13 protein-coding genes and 1 pseudogene are annotated in these 19,257 nt (G+C 70.1%); 9 read left to right on the top strand and 5 right to left on the bottom strand.

Annotation, left to right across the window (positions count from 1 at the left end):
• Position 1 precedes the first annotated feature (1 nt).
• From MYMAC_RS19200 to mnhG, 5 genes are read left to right on the top strand one after another with little or no spacing between them, the layout of a single operon-like run.
• On the top strand, positions 2–361 hold the full coding sequence (locus MYMAC_RS19200) for an NADH-quinone oxidoreductase subunit K (protein ID WP_013940489.1): 360 nt from the start codon (positions 2–4) through the stop codon (positions 359–361).
• Positions 358–1,863 carry a proton-conducting transporter transmembrane domain-containing protein gene (locus MYMAC_RS19205; protein ID WP_095959125.1) on the top strand — a complete coding sequence of 502 codons (1,506 nt, stop codon included), beginning with the start codon at positions 358–360 and terminating at the stop codon, positions 1,861–1,863. Before MYMAC_RS19200 ends, MYMAC_RS19205 begins: the two co-directional genes overlap by 4 nt.
• The gene (locus MYMAC_RS19210) at positions 1,860–2,333 is read left to right on the top strand and encodes a Na+/H+ antiporter subunit E (RefSeq protein ID WP_013940491.1); all 474 of its coding nucleotides are present in this window, start codon (positions 1,860–1,862) and stop codon (positions 2,331–2,333) included. Before MYMAC_RS19205 ends, MYMAC_RS19210 begins: the two co-directional genes overlap by 4 nt.
• Positions 2,330–2,611: an MrpF/PhaF family protein gene (locus MYMAC_RS19215; protein ID WP_013940492.1), complete on the top strand. Its 282-nt coding sequence runs from the start codon at positions 2,330–2,332 to the stop codon at positions 2,609–2,611. The genes MYMAC_RS19210 and MYMAC_RS19215 overlap by 4 nt, the downstream gene beginning before the upstream one ends.
• Positions 2,608–2,979 carry a monovalent cation/H(+) antiporter subunit G gene (gene mnhG / locus MYMAC_RS19220; RefSeq protein ID WP_013940493.1) on the top strand — a complete coding sequence of 124 codons (372 nt, stop codon included), beginning with the start codon at positions 2,608–2,610 and terminating at the stop codon, positions 2,977–2,979. Before MYMAC_RS19215 ends, mnhG begins: the two co-directional genes overlap by 4 nt.
• A gap of 957 nt (positions 2,980–3,936) precedes the next feature.
• On the opposite strand, the gene MYMAC_RS19230 is transcribed toward mnhG, so the two are convergent.
• Complete coding sequence (locus MYMAC_RS19230) at positions 3,937–5,217, bottom strand: dicarboxylate/amino acid:cation symporter (RefSeq protein ID WP_095959127.1); 1,281 nt, start codon at positions 5,215–5,217, stop codon at positions 3,937–3,939.
• A gap of 200 nt (positions 5,218–5,417) precedes the next feature.
• Here MYMAC_RS19230 and MYMAC_RS19235 point away from each other — a divergent pair, with 200 nt between their 5' ends.
• From MYMAC_RS19235 to MYMAC_RS19250, 4 genes are all read left to right on the top strand, one after another.
• Positions 5,418–6,524 (top strand): isopenicillin N synthase family dioxygenase, encoded by a 1,107-nt coding sequence (locus tag MYMAC_RS19235; protein WP_013940507.1) that lies wholly within the window; start codon positions 5,418–5,420, stop codon positions 6,522–6,524.
• Between the two features lie 632 nt (positions 6,525–7,156).
• A complete protein-coding gene (locus tag MYMAC_RS19240; RefSeq protein ID WP_095959128.1) occupies positions 7,157–9,736 on the top strand; it encodes a response regulator in 2,580 nt (859 codons plus the stop codon).
• 76 nt (positions 9,737–9,812) lie between these two features.
• Complete coding sequence (locus tag MYMAC_RS19245; RefSeq protein ID WP_095959129.1) at positions 9,813–11,078, top strand: MFS transporter; 1,266 nt, start codon at positions 9,813–9,815, stop codon at positions 11,076–11,078.
• Positions 11,079–11,175: 97 nt separating this feature from the next.
• Positions 11,176–14,679, top strand: a complete 3,504-nt coding sequence (locus tag MYMAC_RS19250) for a pyruvate carboxylase (RefSeq protein WP_095959130.1) — start codon at positions 11,176–11,178, stop codon at positions 14,677–14,679.
• Positions 14,680–14,695: 16 nt separating this feature from the next.
• On the opposite strand, the gene MYMAC_RS19255 is transcribed toward MYMAC_RS19250, so the two are convergent.
• From MYMAC_RS19255 to pru, 4 genes and pseudogenes are all read right to left on the bottom strand, one after another.
• Positions 14,696–15,160 (bottom strand): Csu type fimbrial protein, encoded by a 465-nt coding sequence (locus MYMAC_RS19255; protein ID WP_239988882.1) that lies wholly within the window; start codon positions 15,158–15,160, stop codon positions 14,696–14,698.
• On the bottom strand, positions 15,144–17,483 hold the full coding sequence (locus tag MYMAC_RS19260; protein WP_095959132.1) for a fimbria/pilus outer membrane usher protein: 2,340 nt from the start codon (positions 17,481–17,483) through the stop codon (positions 15,144–15,146). The genes MYMAC_RS19255 and MYMAC_RS19260 overlap by 17 nt, the downstream gene beginning before the upstream one ends.
• Before the next feature lie 12 nt (positions 17,484–17,495).
• On the bottom strand, positions 17,496–18,197 hold the full coding sequence (locus MYMAC_RS19265; protein ID WP_239988883.1) for a fimbrial biogenesis chaperone: 702 nt from the start codon (positions 18,195–18,197) through the stop codon (positions 17,496–17,498).
• An 82-nt stretch (positions 18,198–18,279) separates the two neighbouring features.
• Positions 18,280–18,820 (bottom strand): annotated as a pseudogene (gene pru / locus MYMAC_RS19270) (fruiting body development fimbrial-like coat protein PRU).
• Between the last annotated feature and the right edge of the window lie 437 nt (positions 18,821–19,257).

Genomic DNA, 19,257 nt, shown 5'->3' on the forward strand with positions numbered 1-19,257 from the left:
CATGGAGCTGTTCCTCGCGCTCACGGTGGGGGGCCTCTTCGCGGCGGGGCTGTACTGCCTGATGCTCCACAGCGTCGTCCGGCTCGCGCTGGGGCTGGTGCTCCTGGGCAGCGCCACCAACCTGCTGCTGTTCACCGTCAACGGCCTGCAGCGCGGCTTCGCGCCCCTGGTGCCCGAGGGCCAGCAGGCGCTCACCGGCCCCTTCGCGGACCCGCTGCCGCAGGCCTTCATCCTCACCGCCATCGTCATCAACTTCGGCCTCCTCGCGCTGCTGCTGGTGCTGGTGCACCGCACCGCGCAGGAGACGGACACGGATGACACGCGCGCCCTGCGCACCGAGCTGAAGGACTCCCAGCAATGACGGCCACCGCGCTGCTCAGCCTGCCCATGATCCTGTGCCTGGGCGCCGCGGCCGCGGGGCAGCTCACCCCGTCCCGCGCGTGGCCGCGCCGCTGGCTGGCGTTGATGACCATGGTGGCCGTCACCGCGGTGGGCGCCATGCTCCTGGTGACGGTGCGCCGCCAGGGCGTCCAGGCGATGCAGGTGGGCGGCTGGGCCGCGCCCTTCGGCATCACCCTGGTCGCGGACCTGCTGAGCGCCCTGCTGGTGCTCGTCACCGGGCTGATGGGGCTCACGGTGGTGTCCTACTCCGCGGCCACGCTCCCGGCGTCACGCGAGGCGGGCGCCTACTACCCGCTGGTGCTGGTGCTGGTGGGGGGCGTGTGCGGCGCGTTCCTCACCGGCGACCTCTTCAACCTCTTCGTGTGGATCGAGGTCATGCTGGGCGCCTCCTTCGTGCTGCTCGCGCTGGAGGCCCGGCAGGAGCAGCTCGAGGCGAGCATCAAGTACATGTCGCTGAGCCTGATGGGCTCGGTGGTGCTGCTGTGCGCCGTGGGGCTCTTGTACGGCGTGGCGGGCACGCTGAACCTGGCGGACCTGTCCGTCCGGGCGCCGGGCCTGGGCACGCCGAGGCTGATGTCGGCCGTGTCCATGTTCTTCCTGGTGGCCTTCGCGCTGAAGGCCGGGGCCTTTCCCCTCTTCTTCTGGCTGCCGGCCTCGTACCACACGCCCCCGGCGGCGGTGACGACGCTGTTCTCCGCGCTGCTCACCAAGGTCGGCGTCTACGCCCTGGCCCGCGTCTTCACGCTCGTCTTCACCCAGGACCTGGAGCTCACCGGCACGCTGCTGCGGGTGATGGGCGGGCTCACCATGGTGACGGGCGTGCTGGGCGCGGTGGCGCAGTACGACATGCGCCGGCTGCTGTCCTTCCACATCATCAGCCAGATTGGCTACCTCATCGCCGCCCTGGGGCTGCTCACCCGGGGCGCGCTGACGGCGCTCATCGCCTTCCTCATCCACTACATCTTCGCGAAGTCGGCGCTCTTCCTCGTGAGCGGGGCCACCGCGCGCGTCACCCGCACCTACGATCTGCACCAGATGGGCAACCTCTACCGGACGCAGCCCCTGCTGGCCGCGCTGTTCTTCATCCCCGCGCTGTCGCTGGCGGGGGTGCCCCCCTTCTCCGGCTTCTTCGCCAAGCTGGCCGTCATCCAGGCCGCGCTGCGGGCGGAGCACTGGGCCGTCGCGGGGACGGCGGTGGCCGTGGGCCTGCTCACCCTCTTCTCCATGATGAAGATCTGGCGCGAGGCCTTCTGGAAGGCGCCGCCGGAGAACCAGCCCCAGGAGCCGAACCGGCCGCTGAGCCTGGGGGACGGCGTGCTCGGGCCCTGCATGGCGATGACCACCTTCATGGTCGTCCTGGGCGTGGGCGCCGAGCCGCTCTTCGAGCTGGCGGACGCGGCGGCGGGCCAGCTCCTGGACCCCACCGAGTACGTGCGGGCGGTGCTGGGGGAGCAACCATGACCGCGCTCCTCTGGAACCTGATGCTGGCGCTCCTCTGGGCGGCGATGCTGGGGAGCGTCACCCCGGCGAACCTCCTCACGGGGTTCGTGATTGGCTTCATCCTCCTGGCCTTCATCGACACGCCCCACCTGCCCTCGCGCTATGCCACGCAGACGTGGAACGTGGCGCGGCTGGTGGCGCGCGTCGCCTGGGACGTCCTGGTGGCCAACGCGCGGGTGGCCTATGAAATCGCCACGCCGAGGCTCATCTCCCGGCCGGCCATCTACCGCTATGACATGGAGGCGCGGACGGACGCGGAGATCACCCTGCTGACGCTCATCGTCACCTTCGCGCCCGGCACGGTGGGGCTGGAGATCTCCGAGGACCGCAAGGCCCTCTACGTCCACGTGATGTTCGCCTCCACCCGGGAGGCGTTCTGCCGGGACCTCCGCGAGCGCGTGGAGATTCCCCTGCTGAGGGCACTGCGATGAGCGGCTGGCTGCACGTCATCACCGAGGGCACCCTGGGCGCCATCTCCATCGCGATGCTGTTCTCCCTGCACCGCCTGGTCCGCGGGCCGTCGCTGACGGACCGGGTGGTGGCGCTGGACCTCTTCTCACTCCAGACGGCGGCGGTCATCACCGTCTATGCCCTGTGGGTCGGGCAGCCGGAGCTGGTGGACGTGGCGCTGGTGCTGGCCGTCATCGGCTCCATGGGCACGCTCGTCATCGCGAGGTACCTCTACAGCGCGGGAAAGGGCCACCGATGAAGGACTTCCTCACCGCGGTGATGCTGGTCTCCGGGGCGCTGCTGATGCTCCTGGCCGGGCTGGGCCTGTTCCGCATGCCGGATCTGTTCCTGCGCCTCCAGTCCGCCGCGAAGGCCTCGTCGTTGGGCGTGGGCCTGCTGATGGGCGCGGCCGCGCTGGGGCTGGGCGACCTCAGCGTGGTGGCCCGGGCGGTGCTGGCCATCGCCTTCGTGTTCGTCATGACGCCGGTGGCCGCGCTGCTCATCGCCCAGGCCGCCTTCCGCGCCGGCCTGCCCCTGTGGGAGCGCACGCACCAGAACGACCTGGAGGAACACCACCCCGCCGGCGGCCCCTACGAGCCCCGGCTGGGGCCCGACGGCGAGGACTGAGCTGCCGTGCGTCTCATGGCGGCGTGTGGATGAAGCGGACAGGCGGAGGCCGTTGCGTGAAGGGGCCGCCGCTTCCTTAATCCTGGTCAGCGGGTCGTCTGAGCGGCGCTGGCCGCCCACACGTGCCGGGCGCGCGTCGACGTCAGCGAATCACGGGCGCCATGAGGCGAGACGCCAGGGGGGCCGGGGCGCACTTGAGGAGCTCGCTGTTGGGAAATGTCGGGACATTTCGCGGCGCCAAACCCCCGACATTCTCGAACAGCGAGCGCCGGGACCGGCTCCGCCCCCCGGCGAGAGGGCTCCGTCGAGGCGACACCACGGAGGGGGCGCCCACTGCGACGGCTCCTTCGCTCAGCGCAGGTGAGCCGCGCGATGAGGGCCCGGGCGCTGGCGGCCGACGGACGCGGCGGCCACGCGCTCGTGCGCATCCCGATGTCACCGAACTCGGAGCCAGACACGGTCTGGCCCGCGCCTGCCCGACTCTTCGGAGCGGGAAGATGCCCGCTGGGCAGCGGACGACACGCCTTGGAGGCACTGCGCGCGGCCCGGCCCGGCGACGGACATTGCCAGCGCGCGCGGTCGCTTCCCGCCAGGTCACGAGGCCGAAGCGGCGCGAAGAAACCAGGAGCGCCATGAAACACACGCGGCGGCGGGAGTTCCAGGCGGAGCGCGCGAGCGCCCTCCCCCGCGTCCACGGGCATCGGCGCGCCATGCTCGGGATGCGAATGCGCCTCGCCATACAGCGACGGGGGCGGCCGGGCGCCCATGTTCTGGGCGACGATGCTCTGCCCGTCTCCCAGAAAGAGGCCCATTCACCGCCCAGGCAGGCACCGGCCCGCACCTGGCGGAGCGGCGATTCAGGGCGATAGGACGGACCTCACGGCCTGTCCGCTACTCCAAGTCAGGGAGGGGCCCGTTGGCGAGCCCACACGGGCGTGCCTCCCGGACCGAGGCGGCTCAATCCGCCTTCACGGCGTTCTCCTCCAGCGCGACGGCGGTGGAGGCGCGGTTGTACACGGCGGTGTCGAGCAGGCCCTCCTCGCGCGCCACCAGCACCGGCACCAGCATCTGCCCGGTGACGTTCGTCAGCGTGCGCATCATGTCGAGGATGCGGTCGATGGCCAGCAGGTAGCCCAGGCCCTCCAGCGGCAGGCCCGCGGAGCTGAGCACCACCGTGGCCATGACCACCGCCGTCCCGGGCACGCCCGCGGTGCCGAAGCTGCCCAGCACCGACGCCAACAGGATGATGAAGTACTGCGACGCGGAGAGGTCCAGGTTGAAGTACTGCGCGACGAACAGCGACGCGATGGCCGGGTAGATGGCGCCGCAGCCGTCCATCTTGATGCTGGCGCCCAGCGGCACGGCGAAGGCCGCGTAGTCCTTGTTGACGCCCAGGTTGTGCGTCACCGAGCGCAGGGCCACCGGCATGGACGCGAAGCTGGACGCGCTGACGAAGGCCACCTGCATGCCCGGGGCGGCGCCGCGGAAGAAGCGCAGCGGGTTGAGCCCATGCGTCAGCAGCAGCCCGCCATACACGAAGACGATGTGCAGCGCGCACGCCACGTACAGCGCCAGCACGAGCTTGCCCAGCGGCAGCAGGCGCTCGAAGCCGTAGGTGCCCACCAGCGCGGCGATCAGCCCGAAGGTCCCCAGCGGCGTGAGCTCCAGCACGAAGCGCGTGACTTGAATCATCGCGTCGCTGGCCTCGCGGACCAGCTCCCGCAGCCGCGCCGTCTTCTCTCCCAGCTTGACCAGCGCGAAGCCCAGCAGGCCGGCGAAGAAGATGACCTGGAGGATCTTCCCATTCGCCAGCGCGGCGAACGGGTTGGTGGGCACCACGTCCAGCAGCACCTGCACCGGGCCGGGCACGTCCTTGGGCTTGAAGGACTCCGAGGCCATGAGCTGGCCCACGCCTTCCCCGGGGCGCAGCAGCGCGGCGACGCCCAGGCCCACGCCCACCGCCAGCGCCGCGGTGATGGCGAACCAGAGGAACGTCTTGCCGCCGAGCACCGCCATGCTCTTCTGCCCGTGGAGCGCCGCCACCGCGTTGATGACCGCGAAGAACACCAGCGGCGTGGCGATCATCTTGATGAGGTTGACGTAGAGCGTGCCCAGCGGCTGGAACCAGGGCCCGGCCGGCTCCCCCACGAGCCACCCGGCCACGGCGCCGAGCACGAACGCCCCCAGGACACGCTGCCAGAAGGGGATGCGGAACCAGGCGGACACGAGCTTCTTCACGGGGAGCGACCTCTCGACGGCGGGCGGCGGACGATAACCCCCACCCCCAGGCCACGCTGGGGGGAAGCGCAGATTTTGCGCTGGGAGTGCCCATGGGCCGGGGATCCGGGTTTTGCCGCACCCAACCCACCCCGGAGGGACGCCACAGAGCAGCAGGGCCTCCCATTTATTCCCGGGGAGCGGTACACCTGGGCCCCATCATGGCCGAGACCGCTTCGCTGAACATCCCCACTGTCGACCTCGCCGACCTCGCGTCGGATGACTCCGCTCGCGTCGAGCGCGCCGCCTCGGCGATCCGCGAGGCCTTTGGCGTCTTCGGTCTCGTGTACGTGAAGAACCACGGCATCGACACCCAGGCGCTGAACCGCTTCTATGACGCGTTCGCGGCGTTCATCGCCCGGCCCGCCGAGGAGAAGAAGCCCTACGGCCGCGCGGACATCTGGTACCAGCGCGGCTGGACGCCTCCGAACACCGAGGTCGCCGTCGCCTCCAACGGCCAGCCGGACTTCAAGGAGTGCTACTTCGTCGCGCCCTACCCCAACGACCCGCAGTCCGCGTTGGAGTTCCCGGAGCTGTACCCGGAGAACGTGTGGCCCAAGGACGCACCGCCCTACTTCGAGGACGGCATCATGACGCTGGGCCGCTCGCTCCACGAGGCGGGCCTGAAGCTGCTTCGCGGCTCCGCGGTGGCCCTGGGCCTGTCGGAGTCCACGTTCGTGGACCTGTGCGACCGCGGCGCCCACGTCACCCGCGCGCTCCAGTACCTGCCGCTCACCGACGCGCAGGTGAACACGGACATCGTCTGGGGCGAGGAGCACACCGACTTCAACCTGCTGACGCTGCTCCCCGGCGGCCGCTTCCTGGACCCGGCGGGCAGCCCCGCCCCCGGCCCCGACAACAAGAGCGGCCTCTACCTGCGCACCCGCGCGACGCCGGAGGCCCCGAACGGCCTCCAGGTGCGCGGCACGGCGCCAGCGGGCTGCGTCGTCGCCCAGGTGGGCCAGCAGCTTGAAATCCTCACGGGCGGCACCTTCCTCGCCACGCCGCACGTCATCACCGCCCCCGGCGTGCCCGGCTGGCAGCGCCAGTCCGCCGCGCACTTCATGCACGTGCACACCAACACCGTGCTCTTCCCGCTGGAGAAGTTCCGCGGCCCGGACGCCATCCGGAACTACGCGCCGCCCGTGCTCGCGGGGACATATGACATCAAGACGCTCGTGGACATCGGACTGGCCCCCGCGAGCGCGCTCGACAAGCTGGGCTACCGTCACTACGACCGGCTGAACCGTCAGCGCGCTGGCGCGTAGCTTCCGCCGCACCGCTCGAGGCCCCGGATGCGCCCGGGGCCTTGCGTGTCTCATGAAACACAGACGCAATCACAGACATTGCGCCTGTGTTTCGCAATTCAATCACAGACAATTGAATACATTATCTACTCTTGGGCTCGCGGTATCAAACAGACATGGCCCCATCAGCGCGCCGGGGCCGCGCGCGACGGCTCGCGTCATCCACGCTAAAAACCACTGATGACGCGTTCATGTAGGCATTGCCCGCCAGGCGCCGCGGCAGCAAAGGCGACATCCACGCGAAAAACCACTGATGACGCGTTCATGTAGGCATTGCCCGCCAGCGAGCCTCCATCCTGCCGCACGTTCCCAAGCTCGCGGGTTGAGCGCTTCACCAGGCGGACACGCAGGACTCACTGAAGACTCGTTCATGTAGGCACTGCACATCCATATGCGCGGAACCAGGAACATCGGCGCCCTGGATGGTGGTTGACGTCACTCCAAAAAGAGGCCCTGGGGATGTCGCCTGTGCGACAAAGTCGCCGACCTGGCGTCGGAGGGAATGGCGTCCAGGCCACAGACCGGTCAAGGGTTGCAAGCCCTGCCCCCGCTGGCGCGCCCCGCCGCCCCAGGGTGAGGAGCCTCGCCGCACGATGCACGACACCATCGACTTCAAGACGCTCTTCGACGCCTCCCCCAACCCCTACATGCTGCTCGACCGGGAGCTCCGCTACGTCGCGGCCAACGCGGCGTACCTGCGCGTCACGGCCAGCAGGCTGGACGAGCTGCTGGGGCGGAACATCTTCGAGGCCTTCCCGAACGACCCCGGGGATCCCAACAACGCCAACGCCCTGCAGCTCCGGGACTCGTTCCTCCGGGTCCTCGCGACCCGGGCGCCGGACACCCTCGCGCTGATTCCCTACCGGGTCCCCATGCAGACGGACGCGGGGGTCATCACCGCCTTCCGCTACTGGAGCGCCACCCACATCCCGCTGTTCAATGCTGCGGGCGAGGTGACCTACATCCTCCAGCACACCGTCGACGTCACGGAGCTCCAGCGGCTCAAGCAAGCCGCCCAGCCTGTGACTGGGACGGACGGCGCTGACGCGGCGCTGTCCTCGCAACTGGAAGCGGGCGTCTTCCAGCGGGCGCAGCAGGTCCAGGCGGAGAACCTGAACCTGGACGCGGAGCGACGCCACCTCCGCCGCCTGTTCGAGCAGGCCCCCGGCTTCATGTGCTTCCTGCGCGGCCGGGAGCACGTCTTCGAGCTGGCCAATGGGGCGTACATGCAGCTCGTCGGACACCGGGACATCGTGGGCAAGCCCATCCGGCACGCCCTCCCCGAAGTGGACGGCCAGGGGTACTTCGAGCTGCTCGACCGCGTCTTCACCACGGGCAAGGCCTTCGTCGGTTACGGCCTGAAGGTCCTCCTGCAGCGGACGCCGGACGACACCCTGGCGGAGAGCTACGTCGACCTCGTGTATCAACCCATCATCGAGCCGTCCGGCGCCATCTCCGGCATCTTCGTCCAGGGCCACGACATCACCGAGCAGAAGCGCGCCCAGGACGAGCTGCGCCAGTACAAGGACCACCTGGAGGAGCTCGTCCAGGAGCGCACCCGCGCGCTGGAGGAGAGCGAGGCCGAGCGGCGCCAGACGGAGGCGGCCCTCCGGCAGGCCCAGAAGATGGAAGCGGTGGGCAAGCTCACGGGCGGCGTGGCGCACGACTTCAACAACCTGCTCCAGGTCATCAGCGGCAACCTCCAGCTCCTGATGCGGGACGTGGGCGACAACGCCCAGGCCCAGCGCCGGCTCACCACGGCGGTGGGCGCGGTGGAGCGCGGGGCCCGGCTCGCATCCCAGCTCCTCGCCTTCGCCCGGCGCCAGCCGCTCAACCCCACCGTCATCAACCTGGGCCGCCTGGTGCGCGGCATGGACGAGCTGCTGCGCCGCGCGCTCGGTGAGGACGTGGCGCTGGAGACCATCATCGGCGGCGGACTGTGGAACGCCTTCGCCGACCCCAACCAGCTCGAGAACGTCATCCTCAACCTGGCCATCAACGCGCGCGACGCCATGGACGGTGAAGGCAAGCTGACCGTCGAGGCCGGCAACGCCATGCTGGATGACCACTACGCCCAGCTCCACCCGGACGTGGTGCCGGGCCAGCACGTCATGCTGGCCATCTCCGACACCGGCTGCGGCATGCGGCCCGAGGTGATGGAGCGCGCCTTCGAGCCGTTCTTCACCACCAAGCCGGAGGGCCGCGGCACGGGCCTGGGCCTCAGCATGGTGTACGGCTTCGTCAAGCAGACGGGCGGCCACATCAAGATCTACAGCGAGGTCGGCCACGGGACGACCATCAAGATCTACCTCCCCCGCTCGCTCCAGGCGGAGCTGCCTCGCGCCGAGGTCGTCCCCGAGCAGGTCGAAGGCGGCACCGAGACGCTGCTCGTCGTCGAGGACGACGCCGAGGTGCGCGCCACCGCCGTGGAGATGCTGACGGAGCTGGGCTACCGCGTGCTCAAGGCCTCCGACGGTCAGAGCGCGCTCGCCGTCGTCCAGAGCGGCATCCCCATCGACCTGCTCTTCACGGACGTGGTGATGCCCGGGCCGGTCCGCAGCCCGGAGCTGGCGCGCAAGGCCAAGGCGCTCTACCCGGACCTGGAGGTGCTCTTCACGTCCGGCTACACGGAGAACGCCATCGTCCACGGCGGACGGCTGGACCCGGGCGTCCAACTGCTGAGCAAGCCCTACCGCCGCGAGGACCTGGCGCGGAAGATCCGTCAGCTCCTCGCCGCCCGGCAGCAGCGCATCACCGCGCGCGAGGCCCCCCAGGCCCGCCCCACGCCGCCGCCGCCCGCGCGAGTGAAGGCGCCCGCGCTGCGCATCCTCCTGGTGGAGGACGACGAGAACATCCGGCTCCCCGCCTGCGAGCTGCTGGAGACGCTGGGCCACACCGTGACGGCCGTCATCAGCGCGGAGGAGGCCATCCCCCTCCTGGACTCAAACGCCTTCGAGCTCATGTTCACCGACGTGAGCCTGCCCGGCCAGTCCGGCATCGAGCTGGCCCTGCACGCCGTCCAGAAGCTGCCCCGCCTGCGCGTCATCATCGCCTCCGGCCACGGCACCCACGTGGACACCGGCGGCTCGGGGACGCTCGACGGCGCGGTCCTCCTGCCCAAGCCCTACGGCCTCTCCCAGATCGAGCAGGCGCTCGCCCAGGCCATGGCCTGAAGGTGAATTCAGGTTCATGCAGTGCGTCATGCGCGGGGCGCTTGCTCCCCGCGCGCCAAAGTCCGTTAATCGGCGCATGAAATTCCTGAGAGAGCTCCGCTCGGTCCTCAACCTGACCGTGCTGGTGGCAGGGCTCGGCTACTTCGTCGACCTCTTCGACATCACGTTGTTCGGCGTGGTGCGCGTCGCGTCGCTCAAGGACATCGGCATCACCGACCCGGCCGACATCCTCCAGAGCGGCCTGCTCATCTACAACGCCCAGATGGTGGGCATGATGGTGGGCGGCCTGCTGTGGGGCGTGCTCGCGGACAAGCGCGGGCGGCTGTCGGTGATGTTCGGCTCCATCCTGCTCTACTCCTTCGCGAACCTGGCCAACGCCTTCGCCTGGGACGTCACCAGCTACGCCGTCTTCCGCTTCCTGGGCGGCGTGGGGCTCGCGGGTGAGCTGGGCGCGGCCATCACCCTGGTGGCGGAGTCGCTGCCCAAGGAGAAGCGCGGCCTGGGGACCACCATCGTCGCCACGCTGGGCATGCTGGGCATCGTCGCCGCGGCCTTCCTGGGCCAGCACATGCACTGGAAGACGGCCTACCTCACCGGCGGCTTCATGGGCATCGCGCTGCTCTTCGCGCGCTTCAAGGTGTCGGAGTCGGAGCTGTTCCAGAAGAAGACGGACCCGTCGCGCGCCAACCCGCTGCTGCTGCTCACCGGCGGCCGGTTCCTCAAGTACATCTGCTGCATCCTCATCGGCGTGCCCATCTACTTCACCACGGGCATCCTCTTCACCTTCGCGCCGGAGCTCACCGCGGGCCTCAACGTCCAGGGCACCGTGACGGCCGGCAACGCCATCCTCTATGGCTCCATTGGCCTGACGCTGGGTGATCTGCTCGCGGGTGTCTTCAGCCAGTGGCTCAAGAGCCGCAAGCGCCTGGTGGCGCTCAACCTCACCGCGGGCTTCGTGCTGATGCTCGTCTACGGCCTCACCCCCGGCCTCACCAGCACCATGGTGTACGGGCTGAGCTTCCTCATTGGCATCACCGTGGGCTACTGGGCCGTGCTCGTGACGATGGCCGCCGAGCAGTTCGGCACCAACATCCGCGGCACCGTCGCCACCACCGTGCCCAACTTCGTGCGCGGCTCGGCGGCGCTCGCGGCCAGCGGCTTCGCCTACCTCAAGGGCGAGGTGTCGGTGTCCACCGCGGCCATCATCGTCGGCAGCGTCTGCTTCGGCCTGGCGCTGCTGGCCCTCACCCGCCTGGAGGAGACCTTCCACCGGGACCTGGATTACGAGGAGACGGCCGCCGGCCCGCAGCCCGCGGCCCAGACGTCCCAGTCCAGCACCTGACGCACGGGCGCGGCGCGCCTGTCGCGCCGCGCCCTGAATCGGACGTTCGCCCCGGCAGGCGTTGCCCCGGAGCGCTGGGGGTGCCTACAGCCGGCGCATGGAACCTGTGCCGCTGCGTCCCATCCAGAAGGTCCTCTGCGCCAACCGCGGGGAGATCGCCATCCGCGTCTTCCGCGCCTGCAACGAGCTGGGCATCCGCACCGTCGCCATCTACAGCGACGAGGACCGCACCCACGAGCACCGCCACAAGGCCGACGAGGCGTACCTCGTGGGCCGGGGCAAGCGGCCCGTGGAGGCCTACCTGGGCATCGACGAAATCCTCGACGTGGCCCAGAAGGCCGGCGTGGACGCCATCCACCCCGGCTACGGCTTCCTGTCGGAGAACGCCGCCTTCGCGGAGGCCTGCGAGCGGCGCGGCATCCGCTTCATCGGCCCGCGCTCGGACGTGGTCCGCACCATGGGCGACAAGGTGGCCGCCAAGCGGCTCGCGGAGGCGTGCGGCGTCCCGGTGGTGCCGGGCGTGACGCTGGAGGGCAGCGACGCGGACGTGCTGGCCCAGGCCCAGGGCTTCTTCGCGAAGCACGGCGGCCCCATCCTGGTGAAGGCGGCGCACGGCGGCGGCGGCCGGGGCATGCGCGTGGTGCGCGAGGCGACGGCGCTGGAGGCCGCGCTGGCCTCCGCGCGCTCGGAGGCGCAGAGCGCCTTCGGCTCCTCGGCGGTGTTCCTGGAGCGCTTCCTGGAGCGGGTGCGGCACATCGAGGTGCAGCTCCTCGGCGACCTGCACGGCAACCTCGTCCACCTGCATGAGCGGGACTGCTCGGTGCAGCGGCGCCACCAGAAGGTCATTGAAATCGCGCCGGCCCCCAACCTGGCCCCGGCGGTGAAGGAGGCCATCTGCGAGGCGGCCGTGCGGCTGGCGCGCGAGGCGGGCTACACCAGCGCCGGCACCGCCGAGTTCCTGGTGGCGGGCGACGCCTTCTACTTCATCGAGTGCAACGCCCGCCTCCAGGTGGAGCACACCGTCACCGAGCAGGTGACGGGGGTGGACCTGGTGCAGAGCCAGCTCCGCGTCGCGGAGGGCTACCGGCTGGACGCGCCGGAGGTGGGCATTGCCCGGCAGGAGGACGTGGTGCCGCGCGGCTTCGCGGTGCAGCTCCGCGTCACCACCGAGGACCCCGCCAACCAGTTCATGCCCGACGCGGGCATCATCACCGCCTGGCGCGCGGCCACCGGCTTCGGCATCCGCCTGGACGGCTCCAACGGCTACACCAACGCCGTCATCTCCCCCTACTACGACTCCATGCTGGTGAAGGTCATCGCCTACGCGCCCACCTTCCAGGGCGCGGTGATGAAGGGCCAGCGCGCCCTGCGCGAGTTCCGCATCCGCGGCGTGAAGACGAACCTGCCCTTCCTGGAGAACGTGCTGGCCCACCCCGCCTTCCAGCAGGGCGAGACGTACACCCGCTTCATCGACGAGACGCCGGAGCTGTTCCAGCTCGAGCCCCGCCGGGACCGGGCCAGCAAGCTGCTCCAGTACCTGGGCGACGTCATCGTCAACGGGCACCCCACCATCAAGAAGGCGCAGCGGCTCAAGCCCACGCAGTTCCTGGAGCCCCGGCTGCCGGTGACGCCGCCGGGCCCCGTGCCCCGCGGCACCGCGCAGATCCTGGCGGAGCAGGGCCCGCGCGGCCTGGCGGACTGGGTGCTGTCGCAGCAGCGCGTGCTGCTGACGGACACCACCATGCGGGACGCGCACCAGTCCCTGCTGGCCACGCGCATGCGCACCCGGGACCTCCTCCGCGTGGCGCCCGCCACCGCGCACCTGGCCTCGGAGCTGTTCAGCCTGGAGAGCTGGGGCGGCGCCACCTTCGACACCGCGTACCGCTTCCTCAACGAGGACCCCTGGGCCCGCCTGCGCGCGCTCAAGGCCGCCGCGCCCAACCTGCTCCAGCAGATGCTCCTGCGCGGCGCCAACGCCGTGGGCTACACCAGCTACCCGGACAACGTGGTGGAGGCCTTCATCGACGAGGCGGCCGAGGCGGGCGTGGACGTGTTCCGCATCTTCGACAGCCTCAATGACTTGGGCAGCATGGAGGTCTCCATCCGCCGCGTCCTGACGACGGGCAAGGTGGCGGAGGTGGCCATCTGCTACACCGGCGACGTCGCCAACCCCAAGCGCACGAAGTACACGCTGGACTACTACGCGGACCTGGCCCGGCGCATCGAGGACGCCGGCGCGCACTTCCTCTGCATCAAGGACATGGCCGGCCTGCTGCGCCCGCGCGCCGCGGCCATGCTGGTGCAGCGGCTGCGCGAGGTGACGCGGCTGCCCATCCACCTGCACATGCACGACACGTCCGGCAACGGCATCGCCAGCTACCTGGAGGCCATTGAACAGGGCGTGCACGTGGTGGACGTGGCGCTGGGCAGCATGGCGGGCCTGACGAGCCAGCCCAGCCTCAACGCCCTGGTCAGCGCGCTGCGCGGCCACCCGCGCGAGACGGGCCTGGCCAACGCGCGCCTGCAGCCGCTGGCCAACTACTGGGAGGACGTGCGCGAGTACTACGCCCCCTTCGAGGCCGGCCTCAAGAGCACCACCAGCGAGGTGTACTACCACGAGATTCCCGGCGGTCAGTACTCCAACCTCCGCCCCCAGGTGGCGGAGCTGGGCCTGCTGGCCCGGTGGAACGACGTGAAGGACGCCTTCGCGTTGGTGAATGTCCTGGTGGGGGACATCCCCAAGGTGACGCCCTCGTCGAAGATGGTGGGTGACTTCGCCATCTTCCTGCTCAAGAACGACCTCACGGTGCGCGCCTCCACGCTGGCGGAGGCGGCCGCGCTCACGCGCCAGAAGCTCATTGAGCAGGCGCCGCGCCTGGACTTCCCCACCAGCGTGGTGGGCTACTTCCGGGGCGAGCTGGGCCAGCCGCCCAACGGCTTCCCGGAGGACCTGCGCGCCGCCGTCCTCAAGGGCCTGCCCCGCGTGGAGGGACGGCCCTCCGCCAGCATGCCGCCGCTGGACCTGGACGCGCTCCAACGGGAGCTCTCCGCGAAGACGGGCCACGCCCTCACCCGCGTGGACGCCCTCTCCAGCGCGCTCTATCCGCGGGTCATGGCCGGCTACCTGGAGGACCTGGGCCGCTACGAGGACGTGTCCATCCTCGACACCCCCAACTACTTCTACGGCATGGAGGTGGGCCAGGAGATCTGGGTGGACCTGGAGCCCGGCAAGACGCTGGTCATCAGCCTGTCCGCGGTGGGCGAACCGGATGAGGAGGGCGTGCGCACCGTCTACTTCGCCCTCAACGGCCACAACCGCACCGTGCTGGTGAGGGACCGCGGCCGCGCCGCCACCGTGGAGACGCGCCGTCAGGCGGACCGCGGCAACCCCAATCACGTCGCGGCCAGCATGCCGGGCACCGTCATCACCCTGCACGTCAAGGCGGGAGACACGGTGGAGGCCGGCGCGCCGCTCGTCACCCTGGAGGCCATGAAGATGGAGACGGTGGTGCGGGCCCCGCGCGCCGGCGCCGTGGCGGAGGTCGTCCCGGCGCTCAAGGCCTCCGTCCAGGGCGGCGACCTGCTGGCGGTGCTCCAGTGACGAAGGGGCGGCGCCCTCAGAAGGTCACCGTCATCACCAGCGTGTCCGCATAGGCCCCCGCGGGGACGGCCTGCCCGGCGGGAATCCGCCCGTAGATGGGCACCGTCACCTCCTCGCCGAACACGGGGACGACGGGCCCGTAGCGCCCCGTCCCCTCCGCCCCGTTGCCCCAGACGATGAGGCGCGTCGGGTCCGTGTAGAGGTTGTACTCGAGGCGCGGGGCGTTGGGCCCCGCCATGCTGCGCGACGAGTAGCTGCCCGAGCCGCCGGTGCTGAAGGTGATGGTGACGGGGGTGAGCTGCCCCTCACACCGGTAGGTGATGCTCCCCACCGAATCCCGGGGCAGCAGGTCGGTGGAGAGGTAGGTGCCGAAGCTCACCCCCACCGTGCCGCGAATCTGGCAGACGGCGCCCGCCAGCCCCGGCAGCAGTCCGCAGAGGCCCGCCACCGCGAACGCGGCCGCCCTATTTCGCAGTGTCATGGACACACCTCACGGTTCCCAGGTCAACCACCTTGCCCTCGACGGATGGAACCTCCAGCGAGGTCGCGCAACGGCCCTTGGGGTAGACGACCGTCGCCGGCAGACGGCCCTCCGGCAGGCCCACCAGCTCGAACTCACCATTCCACCCGATGGGTGAGCTCCACTGCTCGCCGTCCTTCTCGACGCGAAGCTCGCCGTAGGACAGCCAGCGCGTGTCCTCCGCCGAGTCGATGGTCACCTTGCCCCGGTACGCGCGGATGGTCTGCGCCTTGAAGTCCAGCACCACGCCGCCCCGCTGGTACGTGGCCACCGTCTGCTCCGTGGACGGGAGGTAGATGTCCAGCGGCACCTGGTGGTCCGCCAGGGAGAGCCGGTTGGCGTTGTAGGCCTGCAGCCGCGTCACCACCAGCTCACCGTGCGCGTCGGTGCGCCCGATTTCGTGGTTGTTCAGCCGCACGCCCACGCCCTCCACGCCCCTCACGCGGACCAGCGCGTACCCCTGGTCCACCGCGCGCGTGGGGCGGATGCGCCCGCCAATCATCACCAGGCCGCCGGCCACCTCGGCCATGCCGGCCAGGCGGCCCTGGAACCACTCCGCGCCCGCTGACACGCGGCCCACCTGTGAGTCGTAGTCCGCGCGCGCCATGGCCTGGTCCACCGCGCCCACCCGGCCCTGCACCTGGTAGCCCAGGCCACCCTCCATGGGCACGGAGCGGGCGATGTCCACCGACGTGGTGCCCTCCCCTCCGCGCAGCCCCTGGGAGTGGCCCAGCGTGCCCGTGGTGCGCGAGTCGAAGATGGCGTTCAGGTACACCATCCCTTCCACCGCGGTCTCGCCTCGCTCGGACCTGCTGCGGTTGGCGGCGAAGGACAGCGTCGACCAGTCCGTCAGCCGCGCGGAGGTGGTGGCGCCCAGCCACGTCGTCCACCCGGCCTGCTGGTAGCGCGACAGCATCGCCTGCCCGCCCACGCTGACGCTCTCCCCCAGGGCCAGGAAGAGCGAGCCCCCCGTTTCGACGATGGGGTGGTCGTCATCCAGCTTGAGGCTGGTGTGCGTGTAGTGCTCGTTCATGCCCCGGCCGAAGACGGAGCCGCCCAGCCAGCGGCGCTGGAGCGAGTACACGATGCCCGCGGCCAGGCCCGTGCGCCGCTCGCTGCGGCTGATGGCCTGGGACAGCTCCAGCTCGCCAAAGGGAAGCTGGATGAGCTGCAGGGCGCCCGTGCTGAGGACGTTGGGCGTCAGCTCCAGCCGCACCCCTGGCGTCAGCCACGACGTGACGCCCATGCGGGCGTTGCCCAGCAGCATGGGCCGGCCGAAGTCGAAGTTGTAGAGGTTGACGGACTCACGCTCCACGCCGGCGGACAGCCGGAAGTCCACCACGCCGGGCGAAAGCTGCTGCCCGCTCAGGTAGTACGCCGTGTTCACCTCGCTGGTGCGGCCGAAGGCGTCCCGGATGACGTAGCGCGTGTTGCCTTCCCCCCGGGGCACCGTGAGGTTCTCCAGCCGGAAGGGGCCCGGGGGCAGGTCGCTGCGCTGCACCAGGTGGTTGTTGACGTAGACCTCCAACGTGGACGGCGTGGCCACGTCCCCCGCGTAGTCCTGCATCGGGTTGCGCACGAAGTAGGGATTCAGCTCGAACGTGCGCATGAGGTGGAGGCCGGCCACCACCGCGCCGCCGCCCAGCACGCCGCCGAACCCCGTGGCCTCGCCGGCGATGGCGCGCACCATCTGCTTGGGGAAGTCCAGGGAGAGCTGCGTGAGGCCCCGCAGGGGCACGGCGCCGGGCCGCCACCGCGCCTGCGTGGTCAGCAGCCCCCGCCCCACCGAAGCGCCGGCCTCTCCAAAGAAGGTCAGCGAGGTATTGCGGGCGTGGGCCGCGTAGTTGATGAAGCCGCTCGGGCTGCCGCGCACCTGGTAGTCCGCCGGCGCCCGCGCCCCCAGGTTGATGCGCGTCTGCGCGAAGACGGCGGCCGGCAGCTCACACGTCAGGCTGACGGTCCGCTCGTCCATGACACAGTGGCCCAGCGGCTCCAGGGACCGCGCGGAGATGTAGGTCTTTCCTTCGATGACCTCCTGCGTGCCCCCCAGGGACTCCAGGTCCACGCCATGGGCCTCCAGCGCGGCCGCGGGGAGCAGGACGTCACCGTCCCGCAGCATGGGGAAGGTGGCGCCGCGGGGGACGCCATTCAGGGTGAAGTCCGCGACAATGGGCATCAGCGGCGCGGCGGGCTTCGCGGCCGCTGACAGTCCCCCGACCGTCAGGGACAATGCCAGCGCGGTGCGCACGGGCACATGGGGGCGTGAAGGTCTGATGGGGGACATGACGCTTCGTCTTCAGCGAGCGCAGGGCGAGGGCGTGCTGACGGGGGAGGACTGACGGAGCACGCCCTGGTCGGTCTCCATCTCCACCTCCACCGTGCGGACCTTCCGGCAGGCCTTGCCCGCAACCTCCATGGCGTAGACCTGCGCGTCGCCCGCCAGCACGTACCAGCCAGGCTCCTCCTTCTCGACCAGGCGCCTGCCCTTGGCGTCGAGCCCCCGGACCCGGAGGTTCCGGATGAAGAAGTTCACCGTGCCCGGGTTCTTCACCCGGACGTGGAACTTCGACTCGCGCAACACGGCTTCTTCAATCTGGCCCTGAAGGGTCTTCTTCTTCGGCGCGACAAAGACTGGCACTGAAACACGCGTCAAGACATTCAACCCAGTCGCCTGGGTGGACGGCTGCAGCGGGGGAAGCTCCTCCACGACGATTCGGAAGGAGCGCTCCGTATCCGCTGGAGCCGAGGAGCTACCCACCCGGATGGGGCGGGACTCCCCGGGCTCCAACGTCAACATGGACGGGAAGAAGAACAGGTCCTGAGTCGGCGCGAGCGACATGCGCCCTTCTTCGTCCTGGACCCAGGAATAGACAGAGGCTTGGAAGCGTGTGGTTTCGTTGCTCTTGTTCCTCACGTTCATCACCACGCCACGGGCGCTGGCGTCCAATTCGAGCCGGACCGGGCTGACATCGAGCTCGGCGGCGCTCGCGGTCCCCATGGCCATCCATTCCAAGGCAGCCGAAAACATCAGGCCACCCGTCCAAGACAGAAGTCGGTTACGCATGTGTCAACGCCCCGAATCAGAAGGTGATGGTGGCGACGACGGTGTCGTTGTACGTGCCGGAGGGGACGTTCTGGCCGCGCGGAACCGTGCCGTAGACCAGCACGGGGACGGGCAGGCCCGTGCCGAGGAACGGGAGGCCCGTGCCGCCGGTGTTGCCCCACACGATGAGCCGGGTGACGTCCTGGTACAGGTTGTACTCGAGGTAGTCAGCCGACGCCGCGTTGCGCATCCGGCGCAGCGGCGCCGCGTCCGTGGAGCCCGTGGCCGGGTACAGGCCCTGGCCCAGGGTGATGACCGCGGTGCCGAGCAGGGTGCACTGGACGCTCAGCGTGCCCGTGCCAAACAGGTCGATGCCCAGCGCGGAGTTGACGATGATGGGGTCGTAGGTGCCGAAGTTCAGCGTGCCACCGCCCGCCGCCGGAGCCGATGGTGCAGGAGCCACCGACGTTGGCGGTGACGTTCAGGTTGGCGGTGGCGGTGGCGGCCTCGGCGGGGGAGACGGCGACGAGGGACGCGGCGGCGGTGACGGCGGCGACGGCGGTCTTGATTGCGTTCATTGGGGTTGCGTGCTCCATCGAGCGGCCGGTTGATTCCGGCTGCGTCGCGGCATTGCAACCCGCTCGCCGGACCTCTCGCGGTCCGGAGCCCCCTCCCCTCAGCACATGTCCCACCAATGCCTTGCGTGCGCTTCCAGGCAGTATGTGAAAGCCAATTCTCGTTTGCTTTTAAAGCCAGACGCGCATACGTCCTTGGCGGAGCCCTTCAGGGAGGGGCCGACGGGCCCTGGGGCCTGCGGCGGTGCGCCGGAAGGTGGCTTCGTGTGACGGGATGTGCCCAGCGCGGAGAAGCGCGCTGCCCGGTCTGCGAAGAGTTCTTCCCATTCCGGGAACGAAATGCGCGTGGGTGTCCGGGGGCGTCCTCCCGATGACACGCGCGGTCCCCAGCCGAACGGAACTGAACCGCCCAGCGCGTCCGCTCCGCCAGCTCACCCCAC

Source organism: Corallococcus macrosporus DSM 14697 (genome assembly GCF_002305895.1).
Lineage (GTDB): Bacteria > Myxococcota > Myxococcia > Myxococcales > Myxococcaceae > Myxococcus > Myxococcus macrosporus.

Bases quoted from the DNA above. Each gene is read 5' to 3' on its own strand.
- MYMAC_RS19210 (WP_013940491.1), top strand. From the start codon at position 1,860: ATGACCGCGCTCCTCTGGAACCTGATGCTGGCGCTCCTCTGGGCGGCG.
- MYMAC_RS19215 (WP_013940492.1), top strand. From the start codon at position 2,330: ATGAGCGGCTGGCTGCACGTCATCACCGAGGGCACCCTGGGCGCCATC.
- MYMAC_RS19200 (WP_013940489.1), top strand. From the start codon at position 2: ATGGAGCTGTTCCTCGCGCTCACGGTGGGGGGCCTCTTCGCGGCGGGG.
- MYMAC_RS19240 (WP_095959128.1), top strand. From the start codon at position 7,157: ATGCACGACACCATCGACTTCAAGACGCTCTTCGACGCCTCCCCCAAC.
- MYMAC_RS19250 (WP_095959130.1), top strand. From the start codon at position 11,176: ATGGAACCTGTGCCGCTGCGTCCCATCCAGAAGGTCCTCTGCGCCAAC.
- MYMAC_RS19255 (WP_239988882.1), bottom strand. From the start codon at position 15,160: ATGACACTGCGAAATAGGGCGGCCGCGTTCGCGGTGGCGGGCCTCTGC.
- MYMAC_RS19235 (WP_013940507.1), top strand. From the start codon at position 5,418: ATGGCCGAGACCGCTTCGCTGAACATCCCCACTGTCGACCTCGCCGAC.
- MYMAC_RS19265 (WP_239988883.1), bottom strand. From the start codon at position 18,197: ATGGGGACCGCGAGCGCCGCCGAGCTCGATGTCAGCCCGGTCCGGCTC.
- mnhG (WP_013940493.1), top strand. From the start codon at position 2,608: ATGAAGGACTTCCTCACCGCGGTGATGCTGGTCTCCGGGGCGCTGCTG.
- MYMAC_RS19245 (WP_095959129.1), top strand. From the start codon at position 9,813: ATGAAATTCCTGAGAGAGCTCCGCTCGGTCCTCAACCTGACCGTGCTG.
- MYMAC_RS19260 (WP_095959132.1), bottom strand. From the start codon at position 17,483: ATGTCCCCCATCAGACCTTCACGCCCCCATGTGCCCGTGCGCACCGCG.
- MYMAC_RS19205 (WP_095959125.1), top strand. From the start codon at position 358: ATGACGGCCACCGCGCTGCTCAGCCTGCCCATGATCCTGTGCCTGGGC.